The organism is Naumannella halotolerans (assembly GCF_004364645.1).
GTDB lineage: Bacteria > Actinomycetota > Actinomycetes > Propionibacteriales > Propionibacteriaceae > Naumannella > Naumannella halotolerans.
Genome location: NZ_SOAW01000001.1, coordinates 1,875,754 through 1,899,570 on the forward strand (window position 1 = coordinate 1,875,754; position 23,817 = coordinate 1,899,570).

At 68.9% G+C, this 23,817-nt stretch carries 17 protein-coding genes; 6 read left to right on the top strand and 11 right to left on the bottom strand.

Going from position 1 to position 23,817, the window contains the following annotated elements; all coding sequences use genetic code 11:
• Positions 1–21: 21 nt before the first annotated feature.
• The 3 genes from CLV29_RS08715 to CLV29_RS08725 are packed head-to-tail and all read right to left on the bottom strand — an operon-like array spanning position 22 to position 5,480.
• On the bottom strand, positions 22–1,431 hold the full coding sequence (locus CLV29_RS08715) for a DUF5719 family protein (protein WP_133754521.1): 1,410 nt from the start codon (positions 1,429–1,431) through the stop codon (positions 22–24).
• Complete coding sequence (locus tag CLV29_RS17020; protein ID WP_133754522.1) at positions 1,431–5,183, bottom strand: glycosyltransferase; 3,753 nt, start codon at positions 5,181–5,183, stop codon at positions 1,431–1,433. The genes CLV29_RS08715 and CLV29_RS17020 overlap by 1 nt, the downstream gene beginning before the upstream one ends.
• Before the next feature lie 33 nt (positions 5,184–5,216).
• A complete protein-coding gene (locus tag CLV29_RS08725; protein WP_133754523.1) occupies positions 5,217–5,480 on the bottom strand; it encodes a WhiB family transcriptional regulator in 264 nt (87 codons plus the stop codon).
• A 508-nt stretch (positions 5,481–5,988) separates the two neighbouring features.
• Here CLV29_RS08725 and cofD point away from each other — a divergent pair.
• Together cofD and cofE are read left to right on the top strand one after the other, a co-directional pair.
• A complete protein-coding gene (cofD, locus tag CLV29_RS08730) occupies positions 5,989–7,011 on the top strand; it encodes a 2-phospho-L-lactate transferase (protein WP_243831801.1) in 1,023 nt (340 codons plus the stop codon).
• Entirely contained in the window at positions 7,011–7,865 is an 855-nt protein-coding gene (gene cofE, locus CLV29_RS08735) for a coenzyme F420-0:L-glutamate ligase (protein WP_133754525.1), read from the top strand. Before cofD ends, cofE begins: the two co-directional genes overlap by 1 nt.
• Before the next feature lie 15 nt (positions 7,866–7,880).
• On the opposite strand, the gene CLV29_RS08740 is transcribed toward cofE, so the two are convergent.
• Entirely contained in the window at positions 7,881–8,957 is a 1,077-nt protein-coding gene (locus CLV29_RS08740; protein WP_133754526.1) for a mannose-1-phosphate guanylyltransferase, read from the bottom strand.
• A 103-nt stretch (positions 8,958–9,060) separates the two neighbouring features.
• On the opposite strand from CLV29_RS08740, the gene CLV29_RS08745 reads away from it, so the two are divergent.
• The gene (locus CLV29_RS08745; protein ID WP_133754527.1) at positions 9,061–9,765 is read left to right on the top strand and encodes a TIGR03089 family protein; all 705 of its coding nucleotides are present in this window, start codon (positions 9,061–9,063) and stop codon (positions 9,763–9,765) included.
• 115 nt (positions 9,766–9,880) lie between these two features.
• On the opposite strand, the gene CLV29_RS08750 is transcribed toward CLV29_RS08745, so the two are convergent.
• A complete protein-coding gene (locus CLV29_RS08750; RefSeq protein ID WP_133754528.1) occupies positions 9,881–11,581 on the bottom strand; it encodes an LCP family protein in 1,701 nt (566 codons plus the stop codon).
• Between the two features lie 670 nt (positions 11,582–12,251).
• On the opposite strand from CLV29_RS08750, the gene CLV29_RS08760 reads away from it, so the two are divergent.
• Positions 12,252–13,175: an LCP family protein gene (locus CLV29_RS08760; RefSeq protein ID WP_133754529.1), complete on the top strand. Its 924-nt coding sequence runs from the start codon at positions 12,252–12,254 to the stop codon at positions 13,173–13,175.
• 18 nt (positions 13,176–13,193) lie between these two features.
• On the opposite strand, the gene CLV29_RS08765 is transcribed toward CLV29_RS08760, so the two are convergent.
• The 4 genes from CLV29_RS08765 to purE form a co-directional block, all read right to left on the bottom strand.
• A complete protein-coding gene (locus CLV29_RS08765; protein ID WP_133755128.1) occupies positions 13,194–14,345 on the bottom strand; it encodes an acyl-CoA dehydrogenase family protein in 1,152 nt (383 codons plus the stop codon).
• A 41-nt stretch (positions 14,346–14,386) separates the two neighbouring features.
• On the bottom strand, positions 14,387–14,863 hold the full coding sequence (locus CLV29_RS08770; protein ID WP_133754530.1) for a hypothetical protein: 477 nt from the start codon (positions 14,861–14,863) through the stop codon (positions 14,387–14,389).
• A gap of 6 nt (positions 14,864–14,869) precedes the next feature.
• On the bottom strand, positions 14,870–15,664 hold the full coding sequence (locus CLV29_RS08775; RefSeq protein ID WP_133754531.1) for an EI24 domain-containing protein: 795 nt from the start codon (positions 15,662–15,664) through the stop codon (positions 14,870–14,872).
• Positions 15,665–15,742: 78 nt separating this feature from the next.
• Entirely contained in the window at positions 15,743–16,237 is a 495-nt protein-coding gene (gene purE, locus CLV29_RS08780; protein WP_133754532.1) for a 5-(carboxyamino)imidazole ribonucleotide mutase, read from the bottom strand.
• Between the two features lie 280 nt (positions 16,238–16,517).
• Between purE and CLV29_RS08785 the strand changes: the two genes are divergently transcribed.
• Both CLV29_RS08785 and CLV29_RS08790 read left to right on the top strand, forming a co-directional pair.
• On the top strand, positions 16,518–20,819 hold the full coding sequence (locus tag CLV29_RS08785; RefSeq protein ID WP_166649186.1) for a glycoside hydrolase family 2 TIM barrel-domain containing protein: 4,302 nt from the start codon (positions 16,518–16,520) through the stop codon (positions 20,817–20,819).
• A gap of 111 nt (positions 20,820–20,930) precedes the next feature.
• The gene (locus tag CLV29_RS08790; RefSeq protein ID WP_133754534.1) at positions 20,931–21,116 is read left to right on the top strand and encodes a hypothetical protein; all 186 of its coding nucleotides are present in this window, start codon (positions 20,931–20,933) and stop codon (positions 21,114–21,116) included.
• Positions 21,117–21,122: 6 nt separating this feature from the next.
• Here CLV29_RS08790 and CLV29_RS08795 read toward each other — a convergent pair whose 3' ends face one another.
• Complete coding sequence (locus tag CLV29_RS08795; RefSeq protein WP_279586463.1) at positions 21,123–22,310, bottom strand: 5-(carboxyamino)imidazole ribonucleotide synthase; 1,188 nt, start codon at positions 22,308–22,310, stop codon at positions 21,123–21,125.
• Between the two features lie 156 nt (positions 22,311–22,466).
• The gene (locus CLV29_RS08800) at positions 22,467–23,690 is read right to left on the bottom strand and encodes an acyl-CoA dehydrogenase family protein (protein ID WP_133754535.1); all 1,224 of its coding nucleotides are present in this window, start codon (positions 23,688–23,690) and stop codon (positions 22,467–22,469) included.
• Between the last annotated feature and the right edge of the window lie 127 nt (positions 23,691–23,817).

The window sequence follows — 23,817 nt, forward strand, 5'->3', positions numbered from 1 at the left end:
GTCGAGTCCGTGGGCGCGACCTCAGCGCGCCACCTCGGGGTCGAACTGGGGCGGATCCTCCTGCAGCACGCGGCTGGCGGTGATCGGTGCCGCCGACAAGGTGCTCACCCCGTCGACATCGCCGGCCAGTGCGATCCCGGCGAACAGCTCCACATCTCCCACCGGGGTGATGTGCACGGCGAGCTGCCCCTCGTCCGGCATCTGCACCGCCGAGGTCCCCTCGGCCGGGACCGTCTCGGTACCCTCGCCGACCACGGAACCGTCCTCGCCGTAGGCCTGCCATTCGTAGGAGGACTCGACCGCCGCCGACGAGCTCACCATCAGGGTTCCCCGATGGTCGGCCAATCCGCCCACTGCCGCCACACCGAAGGCACCCACCGCCGCGCTCGCCGGGGAGTAGCTCACATCCGAGCTCGCGGCATCGTCGGTGCTGCGGGAGACCACGCCGGCGGTCACCGGCTGTTCGGCGGTGATCCGCACCGCCACCGGTTCCCCGGCGGCTGCCTCGGCCAGCTCCACCGATCCGACGGACTCAGCTGCCAGGTCGAGCTGGTCGGCATCGGCGGGCGGGAACGCCCCGTCGCTGCCGAGCAGTTCCACGCTGACCTGGTTGCGTTGGTCACCGGGGTTGGCGACCACCAGTTCGCGACTGCCGTCGCCACCGGGAACCCCGGGGATCACCACCGTGGTGTCGGTCAACCCGGCACCGGCGACCCAGTCGGCCCCGGCCGGATCCGATCCGGTACCGGTCTCGACCTCCGCGGCAGCCGAGACGCGTCCGCTGGTCGCCAGCACCTGCACCGCCAGCGGGTCGTCGGAGCTGAGCAGCGACTCCATCGGGACCTCCCGGGTCTCCCCGGGTTGGACGGCGATGCCGCTGGTCCCCGCGACCGCAGCGAGGCCCTCGGCGGTGTAGATGTTCAGCGACACCTCGGCCGCCTCACTGTCGGGATTGGTGATCAGCAGCACGGCGCGTTCGGTGTCGTTGGACCGGAAGCCGGTGAACCATGCCTCGGTGGAGGCGCTGACACAGGGCGAGATCATCAGGCCACGTTTCGATCCCGAGGTCTGCTCGGCCAGGCTGGACTGGCCGGTCAAGGTGGCCGCATCGCCGTTCGCCCGGGCGATCGTCGTCGCCGACTCCTCGACGGCGACGCGGCGCAGCTGGCCGCCCGGTACGGTGCCGAGCTCGGTGCCGTCGGCACGCTGCAGCTGCACCGCGGACTCCGGCGGTGCCGACAGCGAGTCGACGACCACCGAACCGCCGTCCTCACCGCCGGTCAGCGCCGGGCAGACCCGCGTCGCCGAGGTCGCCCCGGCGACCGCCTGCGGCGGTGTCGGGGCGGTGGTGCCGAGCTGCTGTCCGAGCAGGACCGTGCCGAGGATGAGCACCGCACCCAGCAGCGGTACGGCGAAGCGCAACGCACGCATCAGCTCTCCTCCTCGTCATCGATGATCGCCCGCGCCGCCCGACGTGGTGGTGGCGAGATCTCCTCGTCGTCGTCGTCGTCAGGTGCCTCGTCGGGGTCGTCGGGCAGTGCCCGGGCGGCACGGCGGCCGACCACCGGGGGTTCGTCGTCAGCCCGGGATTCGTCAGCCCGGGAGTCGTCAGCCCTGGAGTCGTCGACGGCCAACCCCCGCCTGCCGGTCGCAGCCGGCGGTGCCTCCTGCGCGGCCGACGGTTCCTCGTGCGCGACTCGCGGTGCCTCCTGCGCGGCCGACGGTTCCTCGTGCCGGGGCGTCTGTTCGTGATGCGAGGCCGGCGGTTCGTGATGCGAGGCCGGCGGTTCGTGATGGGACGACGGCGGGGCCTTCGGCAGCGGCTTCTCCGCGGCCGGGGTGGTCTCCACCGGTGGCGTCGGATCGGCATCCGCGGCCGGTTCGCCGAGCCGGCCCAGTTCGCTGAAGTCTCCCAATGTCCGGGACTTGCGCAGCGGCTCGCCGTCGGGGCGGACCCGTACCGGCGCCTGGGCGGCGGCCGCACTCAGCTGTCCGACCGGTGCCGGGGTACGCCGGCGCAGCGCCGGCAGTGCCATCACCACCACCAGCAGCAGCCCGATCAACTGGGCGACGGCGACGAACCCGTATCCGTTGTCGGTCAACCGGTAGCTGAGCTGGCCGCCGGCGGCCCCGACGGCGAAGGTCGGTCGCCCGTTGTCGCCCTGCACCGGGGCGAGTTCCGCCCCGTCGAGGAAGGCCTGCCAGCGCGGATCAGCGGGCTCGGCCAGCACCAGCACCCGATCCTGGTCACCGGGCAGGATCTCGGCGCCGGCGCGGCCGACCGGCACCGACACCTCCCCCGAGATCACCTCGGCCCGCGCTGCGCTGCTCGGTACGGTCCAGATCCGGGCCACCTCGTCGCTGCTCCCGGTCCCCAGACCCGGCACGTTGCCGATCTGGGCAAGTTGTTCCTCACTACCGCCCTGCACCCAAAGATAGGCCACCCCGAGCTGATTCAGGTCACTCAGCAGGGCATCATCGGAGCCGGCGAGCAGACGGGCCGTGACACTGGCCGTCAGGGCCTCGAACTGCGGGTCGGCACCGAAGACGTACCCACGATCGGCCGAACCGAGCCGATAACCGGCATCCTCCAGCAGCGCCCAGCGCACCTGCTCACCCCGCAGATCCAGGCTCAGGGTGCGTACCCCTGCATCGGACTGCATGGCGTTGGTGATGAAGGCGGGCAGGGCCGAGCCGGCCCGACGATCCACCGGTCCGGTCATCGACCCGACCAGCCACCAGCCACTACCGGCCAACAGACCCACCGCGACGACGGTCAGGGTGATCTTGGCCGCGACACCGCCGATCGGGTACGCACCACCGGCCGCCCGGCGGCCACCGTCGGAGCGGGCCAGCCCACCGAAGGCACCGGCCAGGCCGGCCGCCCCGGCCACCAGCGCACCGGCGAATCCGACGAACAACCAGACCAGTGCCTCGGGGCGTGCCTGGTCACCGGTCGGGCCGACGGCGACCACCGCCCCGGCGAGCAGCACCGCCATGGCGATACCGACCACCGACAACAGCCAGCCGACGGCGACGGCGGTGGAGAAGCGCAGCAGACTGCCGATCAGCGCCGCCAGCCACAGCAGGCCGAAGAAGACCGCACCGAGCCACCACGGGGAGCCACCGGCGAGCTGTCCGAGCAGCACCGAGGGGTCGAAGCCGCCCTCCGCCGAGAGTGCCTGGGCAGCGTCTGGCCCGGTGAAGAAGCGACCGGGGAACACCAAGAGGCTGGGAATCCACGGAAACAGCAGGATCAGCGGGATTCCCAGTGCCACCAGCACCCGACGCCAGGTCTGTGGCGCCAACCAGCAGAGGATGGCAGCACCGAGGACACCGAGCAGGAACAGCGAAGGCACCACGGTGGTCAGCACGAGCAGCACCAAGCCGCCGGCGAAGGCGGGGCGGAAGGCATCGATCCGCCGGCTGTCCGGTCGCTCGCGCAGGCGCTCGTCGGCGCTGATCAGATCGTGGCCGGCCGCGCCGAGGGCGGGCAGCAGCACCGCGACCACGACGGTGGCCACGGAGGCCTGGTTGAGCACCCCGAGCATGGGCAGCAACAGACCGTAGGCCAGGGGCGCCAGCCACCGGACCAGCCGGGAGCTGAAGAGCCGCTTCGCCAGCAGCCAGGCGCTGAGGAAGGCCAGACCGACCGAACCGAAGACCAGCACGGTGATCAACAACTCGGGCTGCCCGACGGTGACCAACGAGGCCAGGGCGGTCAGGCCGATCCACGGACTGGCTGCCTGGAAGGGAGCCCCGGGGATCGGCTCGAGGTAGGCATCGAAGGCCGCCGAGAGGTCCGGCTGGCTGGGCAGCAGGTAGGGCCCGGTGAGCAGCCCGGGGCCGATCAGCAACCGTCCGGCCACCAGGCTCAGACCGATCAGCAGGGCGAAGGTGATGGCGGTCGGGTTCTGCCAGGCCGGCCGTGCGTTGTCACCGTGATCGGAGTAGGCGTCACCGGTGAGTTCGTCCAGCGAACTGCTCGCGCCCTCCCCGGCCAGGGCACGCCACCGGCGACCGATGGCCCTGCCCGCGGAGTCGACGGCGAGCCCGAGTGCGGCGAACCGGGCCGGCCGCAGGGAACGGGTGCGCTGACGATCGGAGCTCGAGGCCGAATCCTCACCGGAACGTTCCCGCAGCGCGGTCACGATCTCGCGCGATCCCAGGTAGTGCCGGGCAGCGCGCCACTCGTCGGCGGCGGCCGACGGGTCCTTGCCCAGCAGATAGCCCAGTGAGCGCAGGACGCAGGCCAGGACCAGCCGGATCGAGGACCCGACGGCGGCCAGACCGCTGCGGTGGGAGTTGACCACGATCATCGACAAGGCGCGTTCGGTGGCCCGGGGGTGATCGCCGATCACCCAGGAGTCGCGCAGCCCGGCATGACCTGCCTGCAGATGGGTGATCTTGGCGGTCGGTACGGCCAGCGCCCGGTGCCCGGCGAGGTTCGCGCGCCAACCGAATGCCACCCCGTCCCGGAACAGACCGAGTTCGGAATCGAGGCCGTCGAGCTCGTCGAAGACCCGGCGCCGAACGAGCAGGCCGCAGGTCGACAGCCCCAGGACCTCACGGGAACCCCGCTGGTGCTGGTCGATCTCCCCCGGCTCCAGACCCGTGTCGCGACGCGCCGAGTTGCTCAGCGACTCACCGAAGCCGGTGATCTCGGCCGGACGGCCGGCCTGATTGGGCCGTAGCAGCATCGGACCGAGGAGATCGGCGGTCCGTCCCTCGGTGAGGGCTGCGGTGAGGAGTTCTGCCAGTGCCTCGGGGCCGGGCACGGCATCGTCGTGGAGCAGCCAGATCCAGTCGCTGGGCGCCGGTTCGGACTCCAGTCCCTCGGCGACGGCCAGCCCGAAGCCCGCATCCGAGCCCGTGCGGATCTCGTCGACGATGCCGTCTGCCCTGGCGGCCTGCAACAACTCGGGGGTGGCGTCGGTCGATCCGGCGTCGACGGCGATGACTGCGCTGGGACGTACCGTCTGCGACTGCAGACCGTGGAGCGCGGCGGGCAGCCACTCCTCACCGTTGTGGGCGACGAGGACCGCGGTGACGGTCGTCCTACTGAGGTCGACGGTCTCCCGTTCGTCCTCACGGTCGAGCCAGGACCAGTCGAAATCGGCAGTCGTCGTCGGGTGCGAGGATGACGCGGGTGGAGGATTGGACGTCATCTCTGCTGCGGACACGGCTCGATCTTCTCAGACAGCCCGGGGAAGGACTCAGACGGCTCGCTTCTTCAGCTTGCGGCGTTCACGTTCGCTGAGACCGCCCCAGATGCCGAAGCGCTCGTCATTGGCCAGCGCGTACTCCAGGCACTCGCTGCGGACATCGCAGGAGAGACAGACCTTCTTCGCCTCTCGTGTGGAACCGCCCTTCTCGGGGAAGAAGGCCTCCGGATCGGTCTGCGCGCACAGGGCACGCTCCTGCCAACCCAGGATCCCCTCGTCATCCTCCGCGGGTTCACCCACGTGAAGCTCCAGCATGTTTCCTCCTCGACCCGAACCGGCTCGAGCCCGGTTCCTGCCTGAAATTACATGCCTGTAAGTCCATTAAGTCAAGCGGTACGACAAGCTACGACCGCCGATCCTGCCGCAAACCTACTCGTGGGTACCCCCAGCGCGGTTCGAGATCGTCCTGCCGCCACCGGTGCCGACTCCGACCATCGCCGGCTGCCGCGGCGCTTCGTCGGACGGTCTGTTCGGCCGACCATCGGGCGATCCGTGCGGTGGCATGCAGCGGCGATGTCGGTCACCCGGCCACCTCGGACCGGACCAACGCCCCATTCCTGCTCCGTTCGTTCGCTCGGCCGACCGGTCTGGGACGACCCGCCGGCTCGATGCACTCAGAGTAGGTCGGGGATCCTCGATCCGGCAGGCACGACACACCGGCGTTTTCCACAGGCGGGACATCCCGCGCCGCACCCGGTACGCCCCCGTCGCTCGCCGATCCGGAAAGTCGATCCCCGGAGTCGGCAGATGCCAAGATGGGAGCGTGGCACCAGTTCCCGAACCCTCTGCACCGCGATCCATCACCGTGCTGGCCGGCGGGGTCGGCGGATCCCGCTTCGTCCGCGGGGTGCGGCAGGCCTGGCCGGAGGCGTCGATCACGGTGATCGCCAACACCGCCGACGACATCACCCTGCACGGTCTGCGGATCTGCCCCGACATCGACACCATGCTCTACACCCTGGGCGGGGGAATCGACCCCGAGAAGGGCTGGGGCCGGCGCGAGGAGACCTGGTCGATCGCCGAGGAGTTCACTGCCTACGGCGCCGAGCCCCGGTGGTTCGGCCTGGGCGATCGGGACATCGCCACCCACCTCGTGCGCACCCAGCTGCTCGACAACGGCTATTCGCTCAGCGAGGTGACCCAGGTGCTGGCAGACCGCTGGCTGGCCGAGCTGCCGGGGGTCCGGGTGCTGCCGATGACCGATGATCGGGTGGAGACCCAGGTGGTGATCACCGACCCCGACACCCCGGCCGGCCAGCGGGCGATCCACTTCCAGGAGTACTGGGTACGCCACCACGCCGAGCCCGAGGTACGCCAGATCGTGCAACTCGGGATCGAGGACGCCCGCCCGGGCCCGGGAGTGATCGAGGCGATCACCGACTCCGAGCTGGTACTGCTGGCACCGAGCAACCCGGTGGTCTCGATCGGTCCGATCCTGGCCGTGCCGGGCATCCGGGGCGCCATCGGTACCACCGAGGCAGCGGTCCTCGGCTTCTCCGGGATCCTCGGCGGCTCCCCGATCCTGGGGATGGCGCACAAGTTGTTGCCGGCGATCGGGGTGGAGGTGAGTGCAGCCGGTGTCGGCGCGCATTACGGGGCTCGGTCCAGGACCGGCATCCTGGACGGCTGGTTGGTCGACACCGCCGATGCCGCCACGGTGGACGAACTGCGCGCGGTCGGCCTGCCCACCCTCGCCCATCCGCTGCTGATGACCGACCCGGAGCTGACCGCGCAGTTCGTCCGGGCCGGCGCCGACTTCGTCACCCGGAACCGGCCGGCCGCCTGATGATCGAGATCTTCGCCCCCGAGGGGATCGGCGAGATCTCCGCCGGTGATCAACTCGCACCGATCCTGCTCCGGGCACTGGCCGATGCCGGTGGCCTGCGCGACGGGGACATCGTCTGCGTCACCTCCAAGATCATCAGCAAATCCGAGGGACGCTTCCGCGAGTCCTCCCAGGCGGCCCGGGCACTGACCGAGGAGACCGTCGAGACCGTCGCCCGGCGGGATCGGGTACGGATCGTCCGCAACCGCCAGGGCATCGTGCAGGCCGCCGCCGGGATCGACAGCTCCAATGTGGCCGCCGGTTCCATCCTGTTGCTGCCGATCGACCCCGACGCCAGTGCGGCGCGATTGCGCGCAGAACTCCTGGCCGGCTCCGGGCGCCGGGTCGGGGTGTTGATCACCGACACCGCCGGCAGGGCCTGGCGGATCGGCCAGACCGATCAGGCGATCGGCGCCAGCGGGGTGCGTACCAGCCTGGGTTATGCCGGGCAGACCGACGATTACGGCAACGACCTGGTGGTGACCCAGATGGCGGTGGCCGACGAACTCGCCGCCGCCGCGGATCTGGTGAAGGGCAAGCTTCGCCAATGTCCGGTGGCCGTCATCCGTGGCCTGCCCGAGCTGGTCGTCGACGCCGAGGAACCGGCCGCACAACTGCAGCGGGACCAGGCTTCGGACATGTTCGCCCGGGGCACCCGGGAGGCCGTGCTGTGGGCGCTGCTGGATGCCTGGGACCGGACCGCGGACTACCCCCGGCTGGTCGAGCTCGACGGCGAGGAGCTGATCGACTCGACCCTGGCAGTGCTCGACGGCGAGGAATCCACCCTGCGCCGGATCCTGGCGACCATCGCCTGATCGGCGGGGCGGACCTCAGGCGAACTGCGAGGCCCGGGCCTCCACCTGTGCGACCAGATCCTTGATCCGCTCCGACTCCGAGGCCGGACAGACCAGCAGGGCGTCACCGCTGTGCACCACGACCACGTCGGAGAGCCCGAAGACGGCGATCAGCGACTCGTCAGCGGCCCGGTTGATCACCACGTTGTCATGGGCATCGACCAGCAGCGCCCGGCCGTCGACACTGTTGCCCTGGTCGTCGCTCGGCAGGTGTTCGGCCAGCGCCGAGTACCCGCCCACGTCCTGCCAGGTCACCGGCAGCGGCACCGCCACCACATGCGCGCTGCCGCGGCCGCCGGCGACCGGCTCCATCACTGCGTAGTCGACGCTGATCTTCGGCAGCTTCCGGAACAGTTCCTCCAGCAGTTCGGGCTGGGCGGCGATCCTGGTGACCAATTGATGACAGTCGGGAACCAGCCGCTGCAGTTGGTCCAGCAGGGTCTGCGCGCGCCAGACGAACATCCCCGAGTTCCACCAGTAGTCGCCGGTGGCCAGGTACCGCTTGGCAGTCGGCAGGTCCGGCTTCTCCCGGAAGCCGGTGACGGCGTACACACCGGGGACCTCCCCCACCTCCTCGCCGCGCTTGAGGTAGCCGTACCCGGTGTGCGGTGAGGTCGGGACGACCCCGAAGGTGACCATCGCCGAAGGATCGGTCTCGGCTGCCTCGAAGGCCGTCGCCAGGGCCTGCTGGAAGACCTCCACCGGTTGCATCACCTGATCGGCGGTGACCATCGCCACCACGGCGTCGGGGTCCGCGTGGGCCAGGACGGCCGCCGGCCAGGCGACCGCGTTCAACGAGTCGCGCCCCTCGGGCTCACCGAGGATCTGGTCCTCACCGAGCTCGGGGATCTCCTTGCGTACCTCCTGCTGGTACTTCGCGCCGGTGCAGACCAGGATGTGCTCATCGGGCACGGTGCCGCGGACCCGCTCGTAGGCCAGTCGCAGGAGTGAGGAGTCACCGATCAGGCGCAGCAACTGTTTGGGAGTCCCCTGCCGCGACAGCGGCCACAGACGCTTTCCCGAACCTCCGGCCATGATCACCACATAACGCATGGTCGCCAGCGTAGGGCAGTGCCGGAGCCGGTAGGTACAAACGCTTCGGCAGCGGCACGAATTGCCGCCGTCGCACCCACGCCCGGCCCCGTAGGCTGGCCGGGTGCCCACACCTGTCGATCTGCTCGCCGAGCGTGTCCGCCACGACGGTGCCCGACCGTTGTTGACCCAGTACCGCGACGGTGCCCGCACCGAGCTGTCCGCAGCCAGCTTCGCCAACTGGGTGGACAAGACCGTGAACTGGCTGGACGAGGAGGACCTGACCGATCTCGACGGTACGGGCGAGTCCCTGCTGGCCATCGAACTGGCACTCACCGAACCTGCCCACTGGATGACCTTCGTCTGGTGGATGGCCGCCTGGCAGGCAGGTCTGCCGGTCACCCCGGTACCGGCTGCCGAGGCGGCGGTACGGGTCGGCGGGCCGACCATCACCGCCGGCGGGGCGGAGTTCGTGATCGGGTGCTCACTGCATCCGTTCGCCATGCCCGGCCCGGTGGCGCCGGGGGTGCTCGACTTCAGCGACGAGGTACGTCCGCAACCGGATGTGCATCAGGCCGCACCCGTCGACCCGGAGCGTCCCGCCTGGCTCGACCGGCGCGGGGAGGTCACGGTCGCCGGGTTGCTGGACGACCTGACCCCCACCACCCGGGTGGGACTACTCACCACCCCGACCGATGCGTGGACGGCGCTGCGCCAGGGGTTGTTGAGCCCCCTGCTCGGCGGCGGGTCGGCGGTGTTGGTCAGCGGCACGGTGAGCGATGCCGAACTGGCAACGATCACTCGCTCCGAGGGCATCCGCAGCGACTGACCGCATCCGGCGAGCTGCCCTCACCCGACGATCTGACCGACCCGACGGTCTGACCGGTCACGGGGAGGAGGATCGCCCTCGGCCGGCCCCGGTCGCCACCGACGCGGTGCGGGGATCAGGCCACCGAGCAGACCGGCTCGCTCTCGGACTCCTCGGGCTCGGTCGAGGCATCGCCGGCCGAGCTGTCGCTGCTCTGTTCGGCCTCCGAGCCTTCCGACCCCGAGCTGTCCGACCCCGAGCCTTCCGATCCCGCGCTGTCCGACCCCGAGCTGTCCGACCCCGAGCCTTCCGATCCCGCGCTGTCCGACCCCGAGCTGTCCGAACTGTCGGGCTCGCTCGATTCCGGCTCGGCCGGGGTCGACTCGGGCTCGGCCGATTCCGCCTCCGGCGCCTCGCTTCCGCCCTCGGCCGGTGCCGGGGTGGCAGGCTGATCGGCCGCCTCGGCCTTGGCGATCTCGTCGGCGACCAGGGTCCGGATGGCCGGCAGGTCCGGATCGGCCGGGGTCACCTTCGGCGGGACCAGGGCGAGGGTCTGCAGATCGTGGTCACGGGCCTTCAGCGCCAGCTCGGCCATGTTGTTCACCTCGGCGGTCGGGATGTCGGTGTGCACGATTCCCTGTCCGGCATTGGCGATGTCGGTGAACCGGGTGACCACGGTCAGCGGGTCCAGCTGCTTCAGCATCGCGTTCATCACGCACTTCTGCCGTTCCATCCGTTCGTAGTCACTGCTCTCCGCCCGCGACCGGGCCACCCACAAGGCATCCTCACCGTTCAGCGTGATGTTCTCCCCCGGCTCGATGTAGCGGCTGATCGGGGCTGCGCCACCGCCCACCGGGACGGCCTTGTTCAGATTGAGTCGGATGCCGCCGACGGCGTCGACCAGGTTCTCGAACCCGGCCAGATCGACCATCGCGTAGTAGTTGATCTGCAGACCGACCAGTTCCCCGACCACTTCCCGCATGGCCTGCAGACCGGGATCGCCCTTGGACTCGTCGTAGAGACCGGGATGGACCTCGGTGGCCTCGGTGTAGATGCCGTTGATCATGCATTGTTCTTCGGCGCACTCGAAGCCGTTGGGATAGAACTGCTTCAGCGGTGAGGAATCCGGGAACGGGGCCCCCTGCAGGTTCCGCGGGATCGAGATCAGCACCGAACGGCCGGTCTCGGCATCGATGCTGGCCACGCTGATCGAATCCGGTCGCAACCCCACCCGGTCGTCACCGTTGTCGGCACCCAGCAACATGACGTTGATCCGGCCCGCACTGTGCTCGACCTGACCACCACCGGCGAAGACCGAGGACAGCAACGCACCCTGCGCCCAGACGGTACGGGCGGTGCCGATCGAGCCGACCATACAGGCGAGGATCAGCACCAGCCCGAGCAGGGCGAAACCGGGTCGGTGTTTGCGCGCCAGTTCCGGCGGACGCGAGATCCGCCAGGCGTCGGCGAACAGGAGAGCCCAGCCGAAACCGGCGGCGACGACCAGCAGGCAGAGCAGAGCGGTCACCGGCCAGAAGGCGATGATGGCCACAGTCGTGCCCCGGAACAGGGTCAGCCCGACGAGCAGCAGCGCGATCAGCGCGAGCATCCCCAGCCAGCAACGGATGGCCAACAGGCCCAGCCGTCGCTCACCGGCGACCAACTGGGCCGAACCGGGCACGAGAAGGGTCGCCAGCAACCGGCCGAGACCTCGACGTAGGCGCAGACGCTCGGTGACGGCCTCGGCCTGACTGCTGGGCGGGCGGCCGACGGGGGTTCGACGTTCGCGGTAAGTGGACCGCGCAGAGGTCCGCGGACGACTCTCGGAAATGCTCACGCTCCGCCTCTCAGGTCTGGGGAAGACAGTGTCCGGGCGAGAGACACTGGGACTCAGTATGGAAGTCCGACCACGGGCTGCACCTGCTGCCACGCCGGTATCACCACCATCCCGGCGATGTTCCTCGCCCAGCGCGGCATCCCGCCGCTCGGCCTGGTGGCGGTCACCCTGGTCGGCGGCTTCTTCGCCGCGGCCAGGCACAATCTGCGACAACCCGGCCGAGTCGGGCCATGGTCTCGAACCCGGTCCGCGGCGGCACTGGAAGCGGCGCCCCATGCCCGTGGCGGCTACCTTTGGGCCCATGGCAGGCAACCCGCGTGACGAGGATCCGAGGAATCTCGACTGGCTCTATCGTCGAGACGACCAGGACGATGCCACCCGCCTGGACGCCGATTCCGGGCGCGAGCCGGACCGATCCTCCGAGGGACATCGACGGGCTTCCTTCGGCGAGGAACCCGGGCGACGGCGTGCCTCCTTCTCCGATCCCGGTGACCCGGCGCGCTCCCGGACCCGCTCGGGCCTACCGTCGGAGGCTGCGGCCCGCCCCGCCCGACCGACCCGACCGGCGGCCCCGCCGCCGGCACAACCCCCACCCCCACCGGCCCCACCGGCTTCCGCGCCGAGACCGCGCAAACGCCGCGGAAGGCATCCTGTTCGGCGGACGATCCTGATGTTGCTGGTGGCCTGGCTGGCCTTCCTGATCGGTACGCCGCTGTACGCCTGGACCCAGACCATCCGGATCGAGGCCATGCCCGACGGTGAGCGTCCGGCCGATCAACCCGGCACCTTGTGGGTGCTGATCGGCTCCGACAGCCGCGACGACCTCAGCGAGGAGGAGAAGGCAGAGCTCAGCACCGGTGACAGCGAGGGCCAGCGGACCGACACGATCATGCTGCTGTACCGGCCCACCTTCGGCGATCCGGCACTGATCTCGGTCCCCCGCGACTCCTGGGTGGAGATCCCCGGGCACGGGAACAACAAGATCAACGCCGCCTTCGCCATCGGCGGTGCGCCGTTGCTGGTGGAGACGATCGAGCACAACACCGGCCTACGCGTGGACCACTTCGGTGAGATCGGGTTCAGCGGCTTCGCCGGCATGGTCGACGCCGTCGGCGGCATCGAGATCTGCCCCGAGGATGCGATCGAGGATCCGAAGGCCGGTCTGGACATCGAGGCCGGCTGCCAGGAGGCCGACGGCGCCACCGCCCTGGGCTATGTCCGTACCCGGTACGAGGACCCGACCGGCGATCTCGGCCGGACTGCCCGGCAGCGCGAGGTGCTGGGCAAGATCGCCCGCAAGGTCGTCTCTCCGCTGACCTTGATCAACCCGTTGCGCTGGTGGGGCGTGAACATGGCTGCTGCCGGCTCCTTCGGTGTCGATGAGGACGCCGGCCCGTTCGGCATCGGCCTGCTGGGTGCCGCGCTGCTCGGCACCACCGGTGACGGACTGACGCTGATCGTACCGATCAGCGATCCCGACTACCGCACCTCCGGTGGTGCCTCGGCGGTGCTGTGGGACGACGAGCAGGCGCAGGTGATGTTCGAGGCGATCGCCGACGGTGACACCGCCGAGCTGGAACAGTTCAAGGAATGACGCCGGCCCGCCGGCGCCTCAGACCTTCGGCAGACCTGCCAACAACTGCCGGGCCATCACGATCCGCTGCACCTGGTTCGTCCCCTCGTAGATCTGGGTGATCTTGGCATCGCGCATCATCCGCTCGACCGGGTAGTCCTTGGTGTAGCCGTAACCTCCCAGCAACTGCACCGCGTCGGTGGTGATCTCCATCGCCACATCGGAGGCGAAGCACTTGGCCGCGGCGCCGAAGTAGGTCAGGTCGGCATCCTTGCGCTCGGACTTGGCGGCGGCGACGTAGGTCAGCTGCCGGGCCGCCTCCAGCTTCATGCCCATGTCGGCGATCATGAACTGCAGTCCCTGGAAGTCGGCGATCGCCTTGCCGAACTGCTTGCGTTCCTGGACATAGCCGAGGGCGTAGTCGAGAGCGCCCTGGGCGACGCCGATGGCCTGGGCGGCGATCGTCACCCGGGTGTGGTCGAGGGTCTTCATGGCGGTACCGAAACCGGTTCCGGGCTCACCGATCAGCCTGTCGTCACCGACGAAGACCTTGTCGAGGTAGACCTCCCGGGTCGGCGATCCCTTGATCCCGAGCTTCTTCTCCGGGGCGCCGAAGCTGACCCCTTCGTCGGACTTGGCGACGACGAAGGCGCTGATGCCACGGGAGCGTGCGTCGGGATCGGTGACGGCGAAGACGGTGTAGTACCCCGATTCACCGGCATTGGTGATCCACCGCTTCACCCCGTTGAGCTCCCACCCGTCACCGCTGCGGGTGGCCCGGGTGGTCATCGAGGCAGCATCGGATCCGGCCTCGGGCTCGGACAGGCAGTAGGAGAACATCGCCTCACCGGCAGCCACCGGCGGCAGCACGGTCTTCTTCAGTTCCTCCGAGGCACTGATCAGCAGCGGCATGGTCCCCAGCTTGTTGACCGCCGGGATCAGCGAACTGGAGACGCAGGCACGGGCCACCTCCTCGATCACGATCACGGTGGCCAGGGCGTCGGCGCCGACGCCCCCGTACTCCTCCGGAATGTGCGGGGCATGGAAGTCGGCCTTGCGCAAGGCGTCATAGGAGGCCTGCGGGAACTCGGCGTTCTCGTCGACCTCGGCGGCGTTCGGCGCCACCTTGGCATCGCAGATCTCCCGCACGGCCTCGCGGAAAGCCTCGTGGTCCTCACTCGGGCGGTACATCTCGCTGAAATCACTCACCCGGCTTAGCGTACGCTAAGCACTCATCGGTGCACGACCTCGGTCCCGACGACCACCGGGTCGGGCAGGGTCTCCCAGTCGAGCCAGACGACGCGGACACTCACCTGCGAGCGGTAGCACTCGCGGTTCAGGTCCCGGGTCCGGGCAGTCACCCGGTCGCCGACGAGTTCGAACCCGAGCAACTCGGTGGTGCAGGCGTCGTACTGCCAGACCCAGACGAAACCGTCGGCCGGGTCGCGAGCCGACCAGTCGATCGGCTCGAGTCCCAGGTCGGCGTCGAGCCTGCTGAAATCGTCACGGTAGATCCCCGCCCAGGTGACCCAATGACCCATGGGTGTCGTGTCGGGAATCTCCGCCAGGATCTCCCCGACCGGCCTCCGACCGAGCAGTGAGGACGGGCGTATCGCAGCCACGACGACGGCGATCGCGATCACCACGACGACGGCGGCAAGGGCGACCGTCGGCCAGGCCGGTCGTGGCCGGGAGCGGTGCTCGCCCATGGCCGTTCAGGCCCGCGGGCGGGCCGGACTCGGCGCCGCGGCGGCCGATGCGGTGGACAGGGTCCACGGCTCGGCGTGCAGTTTGCGGGTGAGCAAGACCCCTCCGGCTGCCGCAGCCGGGAAGGCGATCACCGAGACGAACGGGATCGCCAACAACCAGAAGGCCGGTACGCCGAAGCCCCAGACCGCCAGCCGGTTGCTTTTCATCATGGCGCTCCGTTCCCGGAGCGTGCCGAGGCCTCGGGAGGCGGCCGGTTGGCCGACCAGTTCGAGCGCGATCAACCAGCCACCCACCAACGCATTGACCACCAGTCCGGCGGCCGTACCCACCGCCGGGACCAGGCCGAGGACGAACGCGAGCACGGTGCCGAGCAGGCTGAGCACGACCACGATGATCGACTGTCCGATCGAACGCCCGACGCCGATCTCGACCGCCCTGCCGGCCGGGGCGCCACCGAGCTCGGTCTCCACTGCGGCGGCGATCCGCTCGTAGAACGGCCCGCCCAGCAACAAGGTGAGGGAGGAGAAGGCGACCACCAGCACAACCAGGATGCCGGCGAAGAGCAGGATCGAGGCCACCACCTGCACGGTGGTGTCGAGCCACGGCGCCCAGCCGGCGGCGAAACCGGTGAGTCGATCGGCCAGCGGCGGCACCCAGAAGAACATGCTGATCACGACCCCGATCAGTAGCACCGAGGTGATCAGCGGCGGGATCGCCCCGAGCCCGAAGAGCTTGGGTCGGCGCAGGATCCACCCCGCGCCGCGCAGCAGGCAACTCAGGCCGGAACCGATCGCATTCATGGTCGGAATCCTAGTGGCCGGCGGGGCGCTGGCCCCGGTGACGCCCGGCGGGCTGCAGCCAGGGGGAGGAACACGGACTCAGGACTGCTGCTCGCGTACCTTCGCGCCCTTGGCCTCGGCTGCCTGCCGCAGCTCGTCCTGGAAGTCGATCATGGCCGCGGTCAGTCCCGGATCACCGATGGCAAGCATCCTCACCGCCAGCAGACCTGCATTGCGGGCATTGCCGATCGACACCGTGGCGACCGGGACACCGGCCGGCATCTGTACGATCGACAGCAGCGAATCCATTCCGTCGAGATACTTCAGCGGTACCGGGACACCGATCACCGGCAGCGGGGTGACGGCGGCCAGCATCCCCGGCAGATGGGCCGCTCCCCCGGCACCGGCGATGATCACCTCGAGGCCCTGTTCGTGCGCGGTCCGGCCGTAGTCGATCATGGCGTCGGGCATCCGGTGGGCGGAGACCACATCGGCGGCGTAGTCGATACCGAACTCGGCCACGGCCTGTCCGGCGGCCTGCATCACCGGCCAGTCCGAGTCCGATCCCATGACGATCCCGACGCGAGCACCCATGCCGGAACCCTAGCGCGGACCTGCCGCCCCGGCCCCCGATCGACGGTCGTTGACAGGTTCGCCAGCATCCGGCTGTGACCGGGATCGACCACGGGCGGGAACGGGTCGCGCAACGGGACCGGTCGTGGCGCGAGCACCTCGACGTCCCACATAGTGATCAGTGTCACGTTGAGGGCTGACCAACTCTCCGATGTTCAGTACTGTGCCTTTCATACCCCCCCATTGTTTGCTTCTGGAGAGTTTCAACAGAACCAAACCATCTCCGACAAGGAAGTCTCAGATGCCTGATTCCCCCCTCCCTGCGACCACCCGTCTCGGCCGGATCGGCGCGATCCCCCTCGCACTCGGTATCGCATTGACCATGGGCGCCGGCTCGGCCGGCGCCGCCGATCCCGCCTATCCGGAGTGGAACAACAATCCCGACGTCTTCGAGGTCAACTCCGAACCGGCGCACTCGACGTTGATGCCCTACGGCAACCTCGAGCAGGCACTCGCCGCCGACCGCACCGACTCGCCCTATCGCCTCAGCCTGGACGGTGAGTGGGACTTCGCCTGGTCGGAGAACCCGGACTCGCGGATCCAGGACTTCTGGCAGGCCGACACCAGCGACTGGGACCAGATCACGGTGCCCTCGCACTGGCAGCTGGAAGGTTACGACTTTCCCATCTACACCAACGTCACCTACCCGTTCATGGGTGCCAACGGGAAGAACGAGAACCCCGAGTACCCGGCCGCGCCGACCGAGTACAACCCGGTGGGTCAGTACCGCACCAGCTTCGAGATCCCGGAGGGCTGGGACGGCCGCGAGACCTTCCTGCATTTCGAGGGCGTCGAATCGGCCTTCTACGTCTGGGTGAATGGTGAGCGGGTCGGCTACCGGGAGGACTCCTTCACCTCTGCGGAGTTCAACATCGGCGACTACCTGCGCGCCGGCACCAACGAACTCGCAGTCGAGGTCTACCGCTGGTCCGACGGCTCCTGGTTGGAGGACCAGGACTTCGTCCGCTACTCCGGCATCTTCCGCTCGGTCTTCCTCTTCTCGACACCGACCACCCACATCCGCGACTTCCGTATCGACACCCCGCTCAGCGAGGACTACAGCGCCGCCGAGATCGACCTCGGGGTCGACATCCGCGACTACGCCGGACAGGACCCGCACGCCGTCGGGGTACGTGCCCAGCTCTACGACGATGCCGAGCGTCCCGTCTGGGAGGATCCGCTGACCACCGGTGGTACGACCACCGGGAACACCGATGATGATCTGCACCTGCAGGCGTCCAGGTCGGTCCCCGAGCCCAGGCTCTGGTCGGCCGAGGACCCGTACCTGTACACCCTGGTGATCGAACTCCTGGACGCCGAGGGTTCGGTCACCGAGACCCTGTCCCACCGGGTCGGGCTGCGCGAGGCCCGGATGGGCACCGCCGAGGACGGCAACGAGGTGTTCCTGATCAACGGTGAGGTGGCCTCCATCCGGGGCGTCAACCGCCATGAGAACTCACCGCACAACGGTCGCGCGGTGACCGAGGAGGAGATGATCAAGGACGCCGAACTGCTGAAGCAGAACAACATCGACTTCGTCCGCGCCTCCCACTACCCCAACTCACCACGGTGGTACGAGATCGCCGACGAGTACGGGCTCTTCGTCCTCGACGAGACGAACCTGGAGACCCATGGCGCCTGGGACGACATCCCGCAGAGCCGTCCCGAGCTCACCGAGAACGTCGTCGCCCGGGCACAGAACATGGTGCTGCGGGACAAGAACCATGCCTCGGTGGTCATGTGGTCACTCGGCAACGAGGCCGGCGGCGGTTCGAACTTCACCGCCATGTACGACTGGATCCGTGACTACGACCCGCTGCGGCCGATCCAGTACGAGGGCGGCGGCAGCCAGCCCGAGCACTCCGATCTCCACTCCCGGATGTACAGCTTCCCCGACTCGATCGCCGACTACGTGCAGAACAGCGACGACGAGCGTCCGTTCCTGGCCATCGAGTACTCCCATGCGATGGGCAACTCGAATGGCAATCTCGACGAGTACTGGGACCTGGCACGTGAGTACCCGACCCGCTTCCAGGGCGGCTTCATCTGGGAATGGGCAGATCATTCGATCTACGGCGAGCTCCCGCAGTGGCAGTCGGTGACCGAGACCGGTCCGCATCACCTGCAGGCCAGGTTCAACGGTCAGTCGAGCATCCGCGAGGGCCGACTCGACGGTTCGGTGACCTTCGCCGATGCCGAGCAGACCCAGCTCACCGGACCGGTGACGGTGGAGGCAGTGGTCCAGCCTTCCAGCCGCTCCACCGAGCACGGACCGATCATCGGCAAGGGCGACAGCCAGTGGGCGCTGAAGCAGACCGGCGAACGCTTGGAGTTCTACGTCCACAACGCCGCCGACGGCTGGGTGACCGCGGTCGCCGACCTGCCCGAGGACTGGACCGAGGCCAGCCATCACGTTGCCGGGTCGTTCGATCCCGAGAACGCACTGTTGTCGCTCTACATCGACGGTGAACTCGTCGGCACCAAGCAGACCACTGCCCAACCGTCGGCCTCCGGACACCCGGTGGGCATCGGCATCGACACCCAGAACGACGACCGTACCTTCGACGGCGCCATCAGCTCGGCGGCCGTCCACGACCGTGTCCTCAGCGCCGAGGAACTCAGCGACGACAGCCGCGGGCCCCAGGATCGGGGTGTCGTGCTGTGGTTCGACGCGGCCACCGCCGAGGTGGAGACCCACGGCGGCGATGGTGAGACCGGTCTGATCTATGGCGGCGACTTCGGTGACAACCCGACCGACGGCAACTTCATGAATGACGGGCTCGTCCTGCCCGACCGGGAGGAGACCCCGAAACTGGCCGAGGTGGCCCGGCAGTACCAGCAGGTCAATGTCACCGCGGTCGATCTCGCCGCCGGCCGGGTGGAGTTGACCAATGAGTTCGCCTTCAGCGACCTGTCCGAGTACGAACTGACCTGGCAGGTGTTGCGCGACGGCGAACCCGTCGCCCAGGGAGAACTGTCCGGCGATCAGCTCCTGACGCCACCGCGCAGCAGCCGCGAGCTCGAACTGCCGCTCGACGGGTTCGAGCCGGAGGCCGACCGCGAGTACCACCTGGACGTGGCGGTACGTACCACCGAGGATCAGCTGTGGGCCGAGGCCGGTCATGTCCTCGCCGAGTCCCAACTCGCGTTCGCCGACGAGGTGCCGGTGCACACCGGCCCCGAGTCGGTGACTTTGCCGACGACCACCACCGCCGACACCGACGATGCGGTGACGGTGACCGGCGAAGGGTTCTCGCTCGGGATCGACAAGACGACCGGGCGCCTGGAGTCGCTGGTCCATGACGGTCGCGAGTTGATCACCGAGGGGTTGCGTCCCAACTACTGGCGCTCCCCGACCGACAACGACCTGGCGAACTCCTACATGACCGAGGGTGCGAAGTGGCGTCATGCCGGTCGTGACTTCAGCGTGGAGACGGCGCGGGTCGAGCAGTGGGACCCGTCGACCACCAGGATCACCATCGAGGGCACGCTGCCGACGCCGAGTGCCTCGAAACAGACACTCATCTACACCGTCTTCGGCTCCGGGGAGGTGGACGTCGCCTCCACGGTCGAGCCGGGATCGGATCTCAGCTACATCCCCGAGGTCGGCACGCTGCTGGAGATCGACGAACGCTACGACACCTTCTCCTGGTTCGGCCGGGGTGAGTTGGAGACGATGGCCGACCGCAGATCCGCCGGCGATGTCGGCACCTGGTCGGTGCCGGTGTCGGAGGCCGCGACGAAGTACATCCGCCCGCAGGAGAGTGGCAACCGAACCGATGTGCGGTGGGCAAGCCTCACCGATTCGGCCGGTGACGGACTGTTGGTGGCCGCCGATCCGCTGCTGGAGGTCAGTGCCACCGAGCGCACCCCCGAAGACCTGGCACAGGGTGCCCGGCACTGGCAGGATCTGGCCGCCCCGGATTCGACCGTGCTCCGGCTGAACCACCGGCAGATGGGGGTCGGCGGGGACGATTCGTGGGGCGCGGAGACCCATGATGCCTACAAGATTCCGGCCGACCAGAGCTACAGCTTCAGCTACCGGCTGATGCCGTTGCGAAGCGGTGAATCGGCGCAGGAGCAGGCCGACGCGCGGGCAGTCGTGTCCGACGACCAGCCGACCCCGGAACCCAGCCCGACCCCCGAACCCAGCCCGACCCCCGAACCCAGCCCGACCCCGGAACCCAGCCCGACCCCCGAACCCAGCCCGAGCACGGAACCCAGCCCCACACCGGAGCCGACCGGCACCACCGAACCGACCAGCACCAGCGAACCGACCGGTACCACCGAACCGAGCTCACCGGGATCGACCGAGCCGAGCCCCGGTGAGGGTGAACACAGTGACGGCGGACCGGGTGACGACGGGTCCGGTAGCGGCGGGTCCGATGACGGCGGATCAGGTGACGGCGGATCAGGTGACGGATCGGCCCGGCCCCCGTTGGCCGACACCGGAGCACCCCTGCTCGGTGTGCTCGTCCCGGCATCGGTGCTGCTGATGTGCGCCGGCGGAGTCGGCACCTGGCTCGGCCGGCGTACCGGCTGAGACCGGACGCGAACGCCTCGACGGACGCGCCGACGGCATTCCCGTGCCCGGTGGGTGGCCGCCAGGTCACCCACCGGGCACTGCCGCGTACCGACTCGTTAGTCTGCCCGGGTGAGATCGAGCAGATCCCCCGGGCTCTGGATCGCGACCGCGCTGCTGCTGGTCGCCTCCATCGTCCTGGCCAGCCTCAGCCGGGTGGTCGACAGCTATGCCGGGGCACTCTACGCAGGCGGCTTCCTGACCCTTTTCGCGGCCGCGATCGTGGGTTACAAGGCCTACAGCCGACCGACGAAGTAGCGCCCCTCAGCCTCGTTCGGCCGGGTCGCCCATCAGATATCCCGCAGCATGCCGGGCCCGCCGACGGACCGACGCAAGCTCCTCGCCGTAGGCATTGACATGGCCGACCTTGCGGCCCGGGCGCACCTGCTTGCCGTACAGCTCGACCCGCAGGTCCCGGTCCCGGGCGAAACAGTGCAGCAGTGCCGAGGGCAGGTCCGGTTCGTCACCACCGAGGATGTTACCCATCACCGTCCAGGGCTCGCGGGCGCGGGGGTCACCGAGCGGCAGGTCGACCACTGCTCGTAGATGGTTCTCGAACTGTGAGGTGACTGCCCCGTCGATCGACCAATGGCCGGTGTTGTGGGGGCGCATCGCCAGTTCGTTGACCACCACCGAACCGTCCTCGCGCTGCATCAGCTCCACCGCGAGGACCCCCACCACACCGAGCTCGTGGGCGATTTGCAGGGCGAGCTTCTGCGCACCGACGGCCTGCTTTTCGGTCAGTCCGGGGGCCGGTGTGGTGGTCTCCACACAGATGCCGTCGCGCTGCACCGATTCACTCACCGGGTAGGCCGCCGCCTGGCCCGAGGGCGAGCGGACCACCAGCGCACTCAACTCCCGGACGAACGGTACGAACTCCTCGGCGACGATCCGTACCCCCGGCGTCAGGTTCGCAAACGGCTCAGCGGCCTGCGCGGCGGAGTCGAGCTTCCACACACCCTTGCCGTCGTACCCTCCGCGGGAGGTCTTGGCGATCAGCGGCCAGCCGTGGGCGTCGCCGAAGGCGATCAGGGCCTGCTCGTCGGCGACCACCTGCCAGCTGGGCACCGGCGCACCCATGGCCGTCAACCGCTCCCGCATCACCGCCTTGTCCTGAGCATGCACCAGCGCATCCGGGCCGGGGCGCACCGCCGTACCGGCCTGCTCCAGCGAGCGCAGGATCTCGGTCGGTACGTGTTCGTGGTCGAAGGTGATCACATCGCAGCGGGCCGCGAAGGCCTGCACCGTCTCGGCATCGGTGTAGTCGCCTACGGTGACATCACCGACCACCTGTGCCGCGCTGACGTCCGGGCCCTCGGCGAGCAGCCGTACCTGCAGCCCCAGCCGGATCGCGGCCGGATACATCATCCGGGCCAACTGGCCGCCGCCGATGATGCCGACGACGAACGGCCGCGGGGAGGTAGGCGGGGAATCGGGGTCTGTCGCGCTCACATCGACCAACGCTAGTGGACAGCCACGTCACCGGTTGACCGTCGGCGGGATCCCGGTCCGGAACGAACGACACCGCCGAGGTGGCCCACGATCGACGAATCGTCCCCGAAAACACCGAAAAATCGATCTGGCGCCACCCCAGCGGTGTTCGGCGGATCACACCAGGTTGTGCGCATCCTCGGTGTAGGGACGCTCCCGCTTCAGCTCCAACCGGCCGACGGTCCGGCGGTGGACGGCGTCCGGGCCGTCGACGATCCGCAGCGTGCGGGCATTGGCGTAGAACCGGGCCAGCACGAAGTCGTTGGTCACCCCGGCGGCACCGAAGACCTCGATCGCCCGGTCGACGACGGCGCAGACGACCTTCGGCGCCAGCACCTTGATCTGGGAGATCTCGTTCTTCGCACCCTTCGCACCGTGCTGGTCGATCAGCCAGGCGGTCTTCTGCACCAGCAACCGGGCGGAGTCGATCTCGATCCGGGAATTGGCGATCAACTCCTGCACCACTCCCTGCTCGGCCAGCGGCCGACCGAAGGGGGTACGTACCTTCGCCCGCTCCACCAGCAGCCCCAACGCCCGCTCGGCCATGCCGAGGGCACGCATCGCATGATGGATCCGACCGGGCCCGAGCCGGGCCTGGGCGATCATGAAACCGTCCCCCTCCCCGGCCAGCAGGTTGCTCGCAGGCACACGCACGTTGTCGAAGATCAACTCCGAGTGTCCGTGCTGATCCTGGTAGCCGAAGACCGGCAGATGCCGGCCGATCGTCAGTCCCGGGGCGTCGCGGGGAACCAGGATCATCGACTGCTGCCGGTAGATCTCGGCCTCGGGATCGGTCTTGCCCATCACGATGAAGATCTTGCAGCGCTCGTCCGCACTGCCGGAGATGAACCACTTGCGCCCGTTGATCACGTAGTCGTCGCCATCGCGTTCGATGCGGGTCTCGATGTTGGTGGCATCGGAGGAGGCGACGGCCGGCTCGGTCATGGCGAAACCGGACCGGATCTCCCCGGCCAGCAGCGGTTCCAGCCATCGCTCGCGCTGCTCCTCGGTGGCGAACAGGTGCAGCGTCTCCATGTTCCCGGTGTCGGGTGCGCCGCAGTTCAGCACCTCCGGTGCGATCCAGGGGGAATGACCGGTGATCTCGGCGATCTCGGCGTACTCCAGGTTGCTGAGGCCGGACTCCGAGGGCAGGAACAGGTTCCACAGACCGCGTTTGCGGGCCGAGGCCTTCAGCTCCTCCAGCACCGGCGGATGATCATGTTCACCATGGGTGGCCAGGTACTCGTTGTAGACGGGCTCGGCGGGAAACACCTCGGTCCGCATGAAGTCCCACAACTCGTCCTTGAGTCCGCTGACCCGCTCGCTCGGCGCGAAGTCCATCTGCCGCTCCTTCCAGTCGTTCGGCAACCACTGCCGAAATCCTTGCCGTCGGTCGGCGACGAACGACGCCGACCGGATGTTCAGTTGCTCCTGCGTTCAGTTGCCCTCGAGTTCGATCACCCGAGGA

Coding starts and splice junctions, on each gene's coding strand:
- CLV29_RS08775 (WP_133754531.1), bottom strand. CDS start 15,664: ATGAATGCGATCGGTTCCGGCCTGAGTTGCCTGCTGCGCGGCGCGGGG.
- CLV29_RS08725 (WP_133754523.1), bottom strand. CDS start 5,480: ATGCTGGAGCTTCACGTGGGTGAACCCGCGGAGGATGACGAGGGGATC.
- CLV29_RS08765 (WP_133755128.1), bottom strand. CDS start 14,345: ATGTACCGCCCGAGTGAGGACCACGAGGCTTTCCGCGAGGCCGTGCGG.
- CLV29_RS08760 (WP_133754529.1), top strand. CDS start 12,252: ATGTTGCTGGTGGCCTGGCTGGCCTTCCTGATCGGTACGCCGCTGTAC.
- CLV29_RS08800 (WP_133754535.1), bottom strand. CDS start 23,690: ATGGACTTCGCGCCGAGCGAGCGGGTCAGCGGACTCAAGGACGAGTTG.
- CLV29_RS08770 (WP_133754530.1), bottom strand. CDS start 14,863: ATGGGCGAGCACCGCTCCCGGCCACGACCGGCCTGGCCGACGGTCGCC.
- purE (WP_133754532.1), bottom strand. CDS start 16,237: ATGGGTGCTCGCGTCGGGATCGTCATGGGATCGGACTCGGACTGGCCG.
- cofE (WP_133754525.1), top strand. CDS start 7,011: ATGATCGAGATCTTCGCCCCCGAGGGGATCGGCGAGATCTCCGCCGGT.
- CLV29_RS08715 (WP_133754521.1), bottom strand. CDS start 1,431: ATGCGTGCGTTGCGCTTCGCCGTACCGCTGCTGGGTGCGGTGCTCATC.
- CLV29_RS08785 (WP_166649186.1), top strand. CDS start 16,518: ATGCCTGATTCCCCCCTCCCTGCGACCACCCGTCTCGGCCGGATCGGC.
- CLV29_RS08740 (WP_133754526.1), bottom strand. CDS start 8,957: ATGCGTTATGTGGTGATCATGGCCGGAGGTTCGGGAAAGCGTCTGTGG.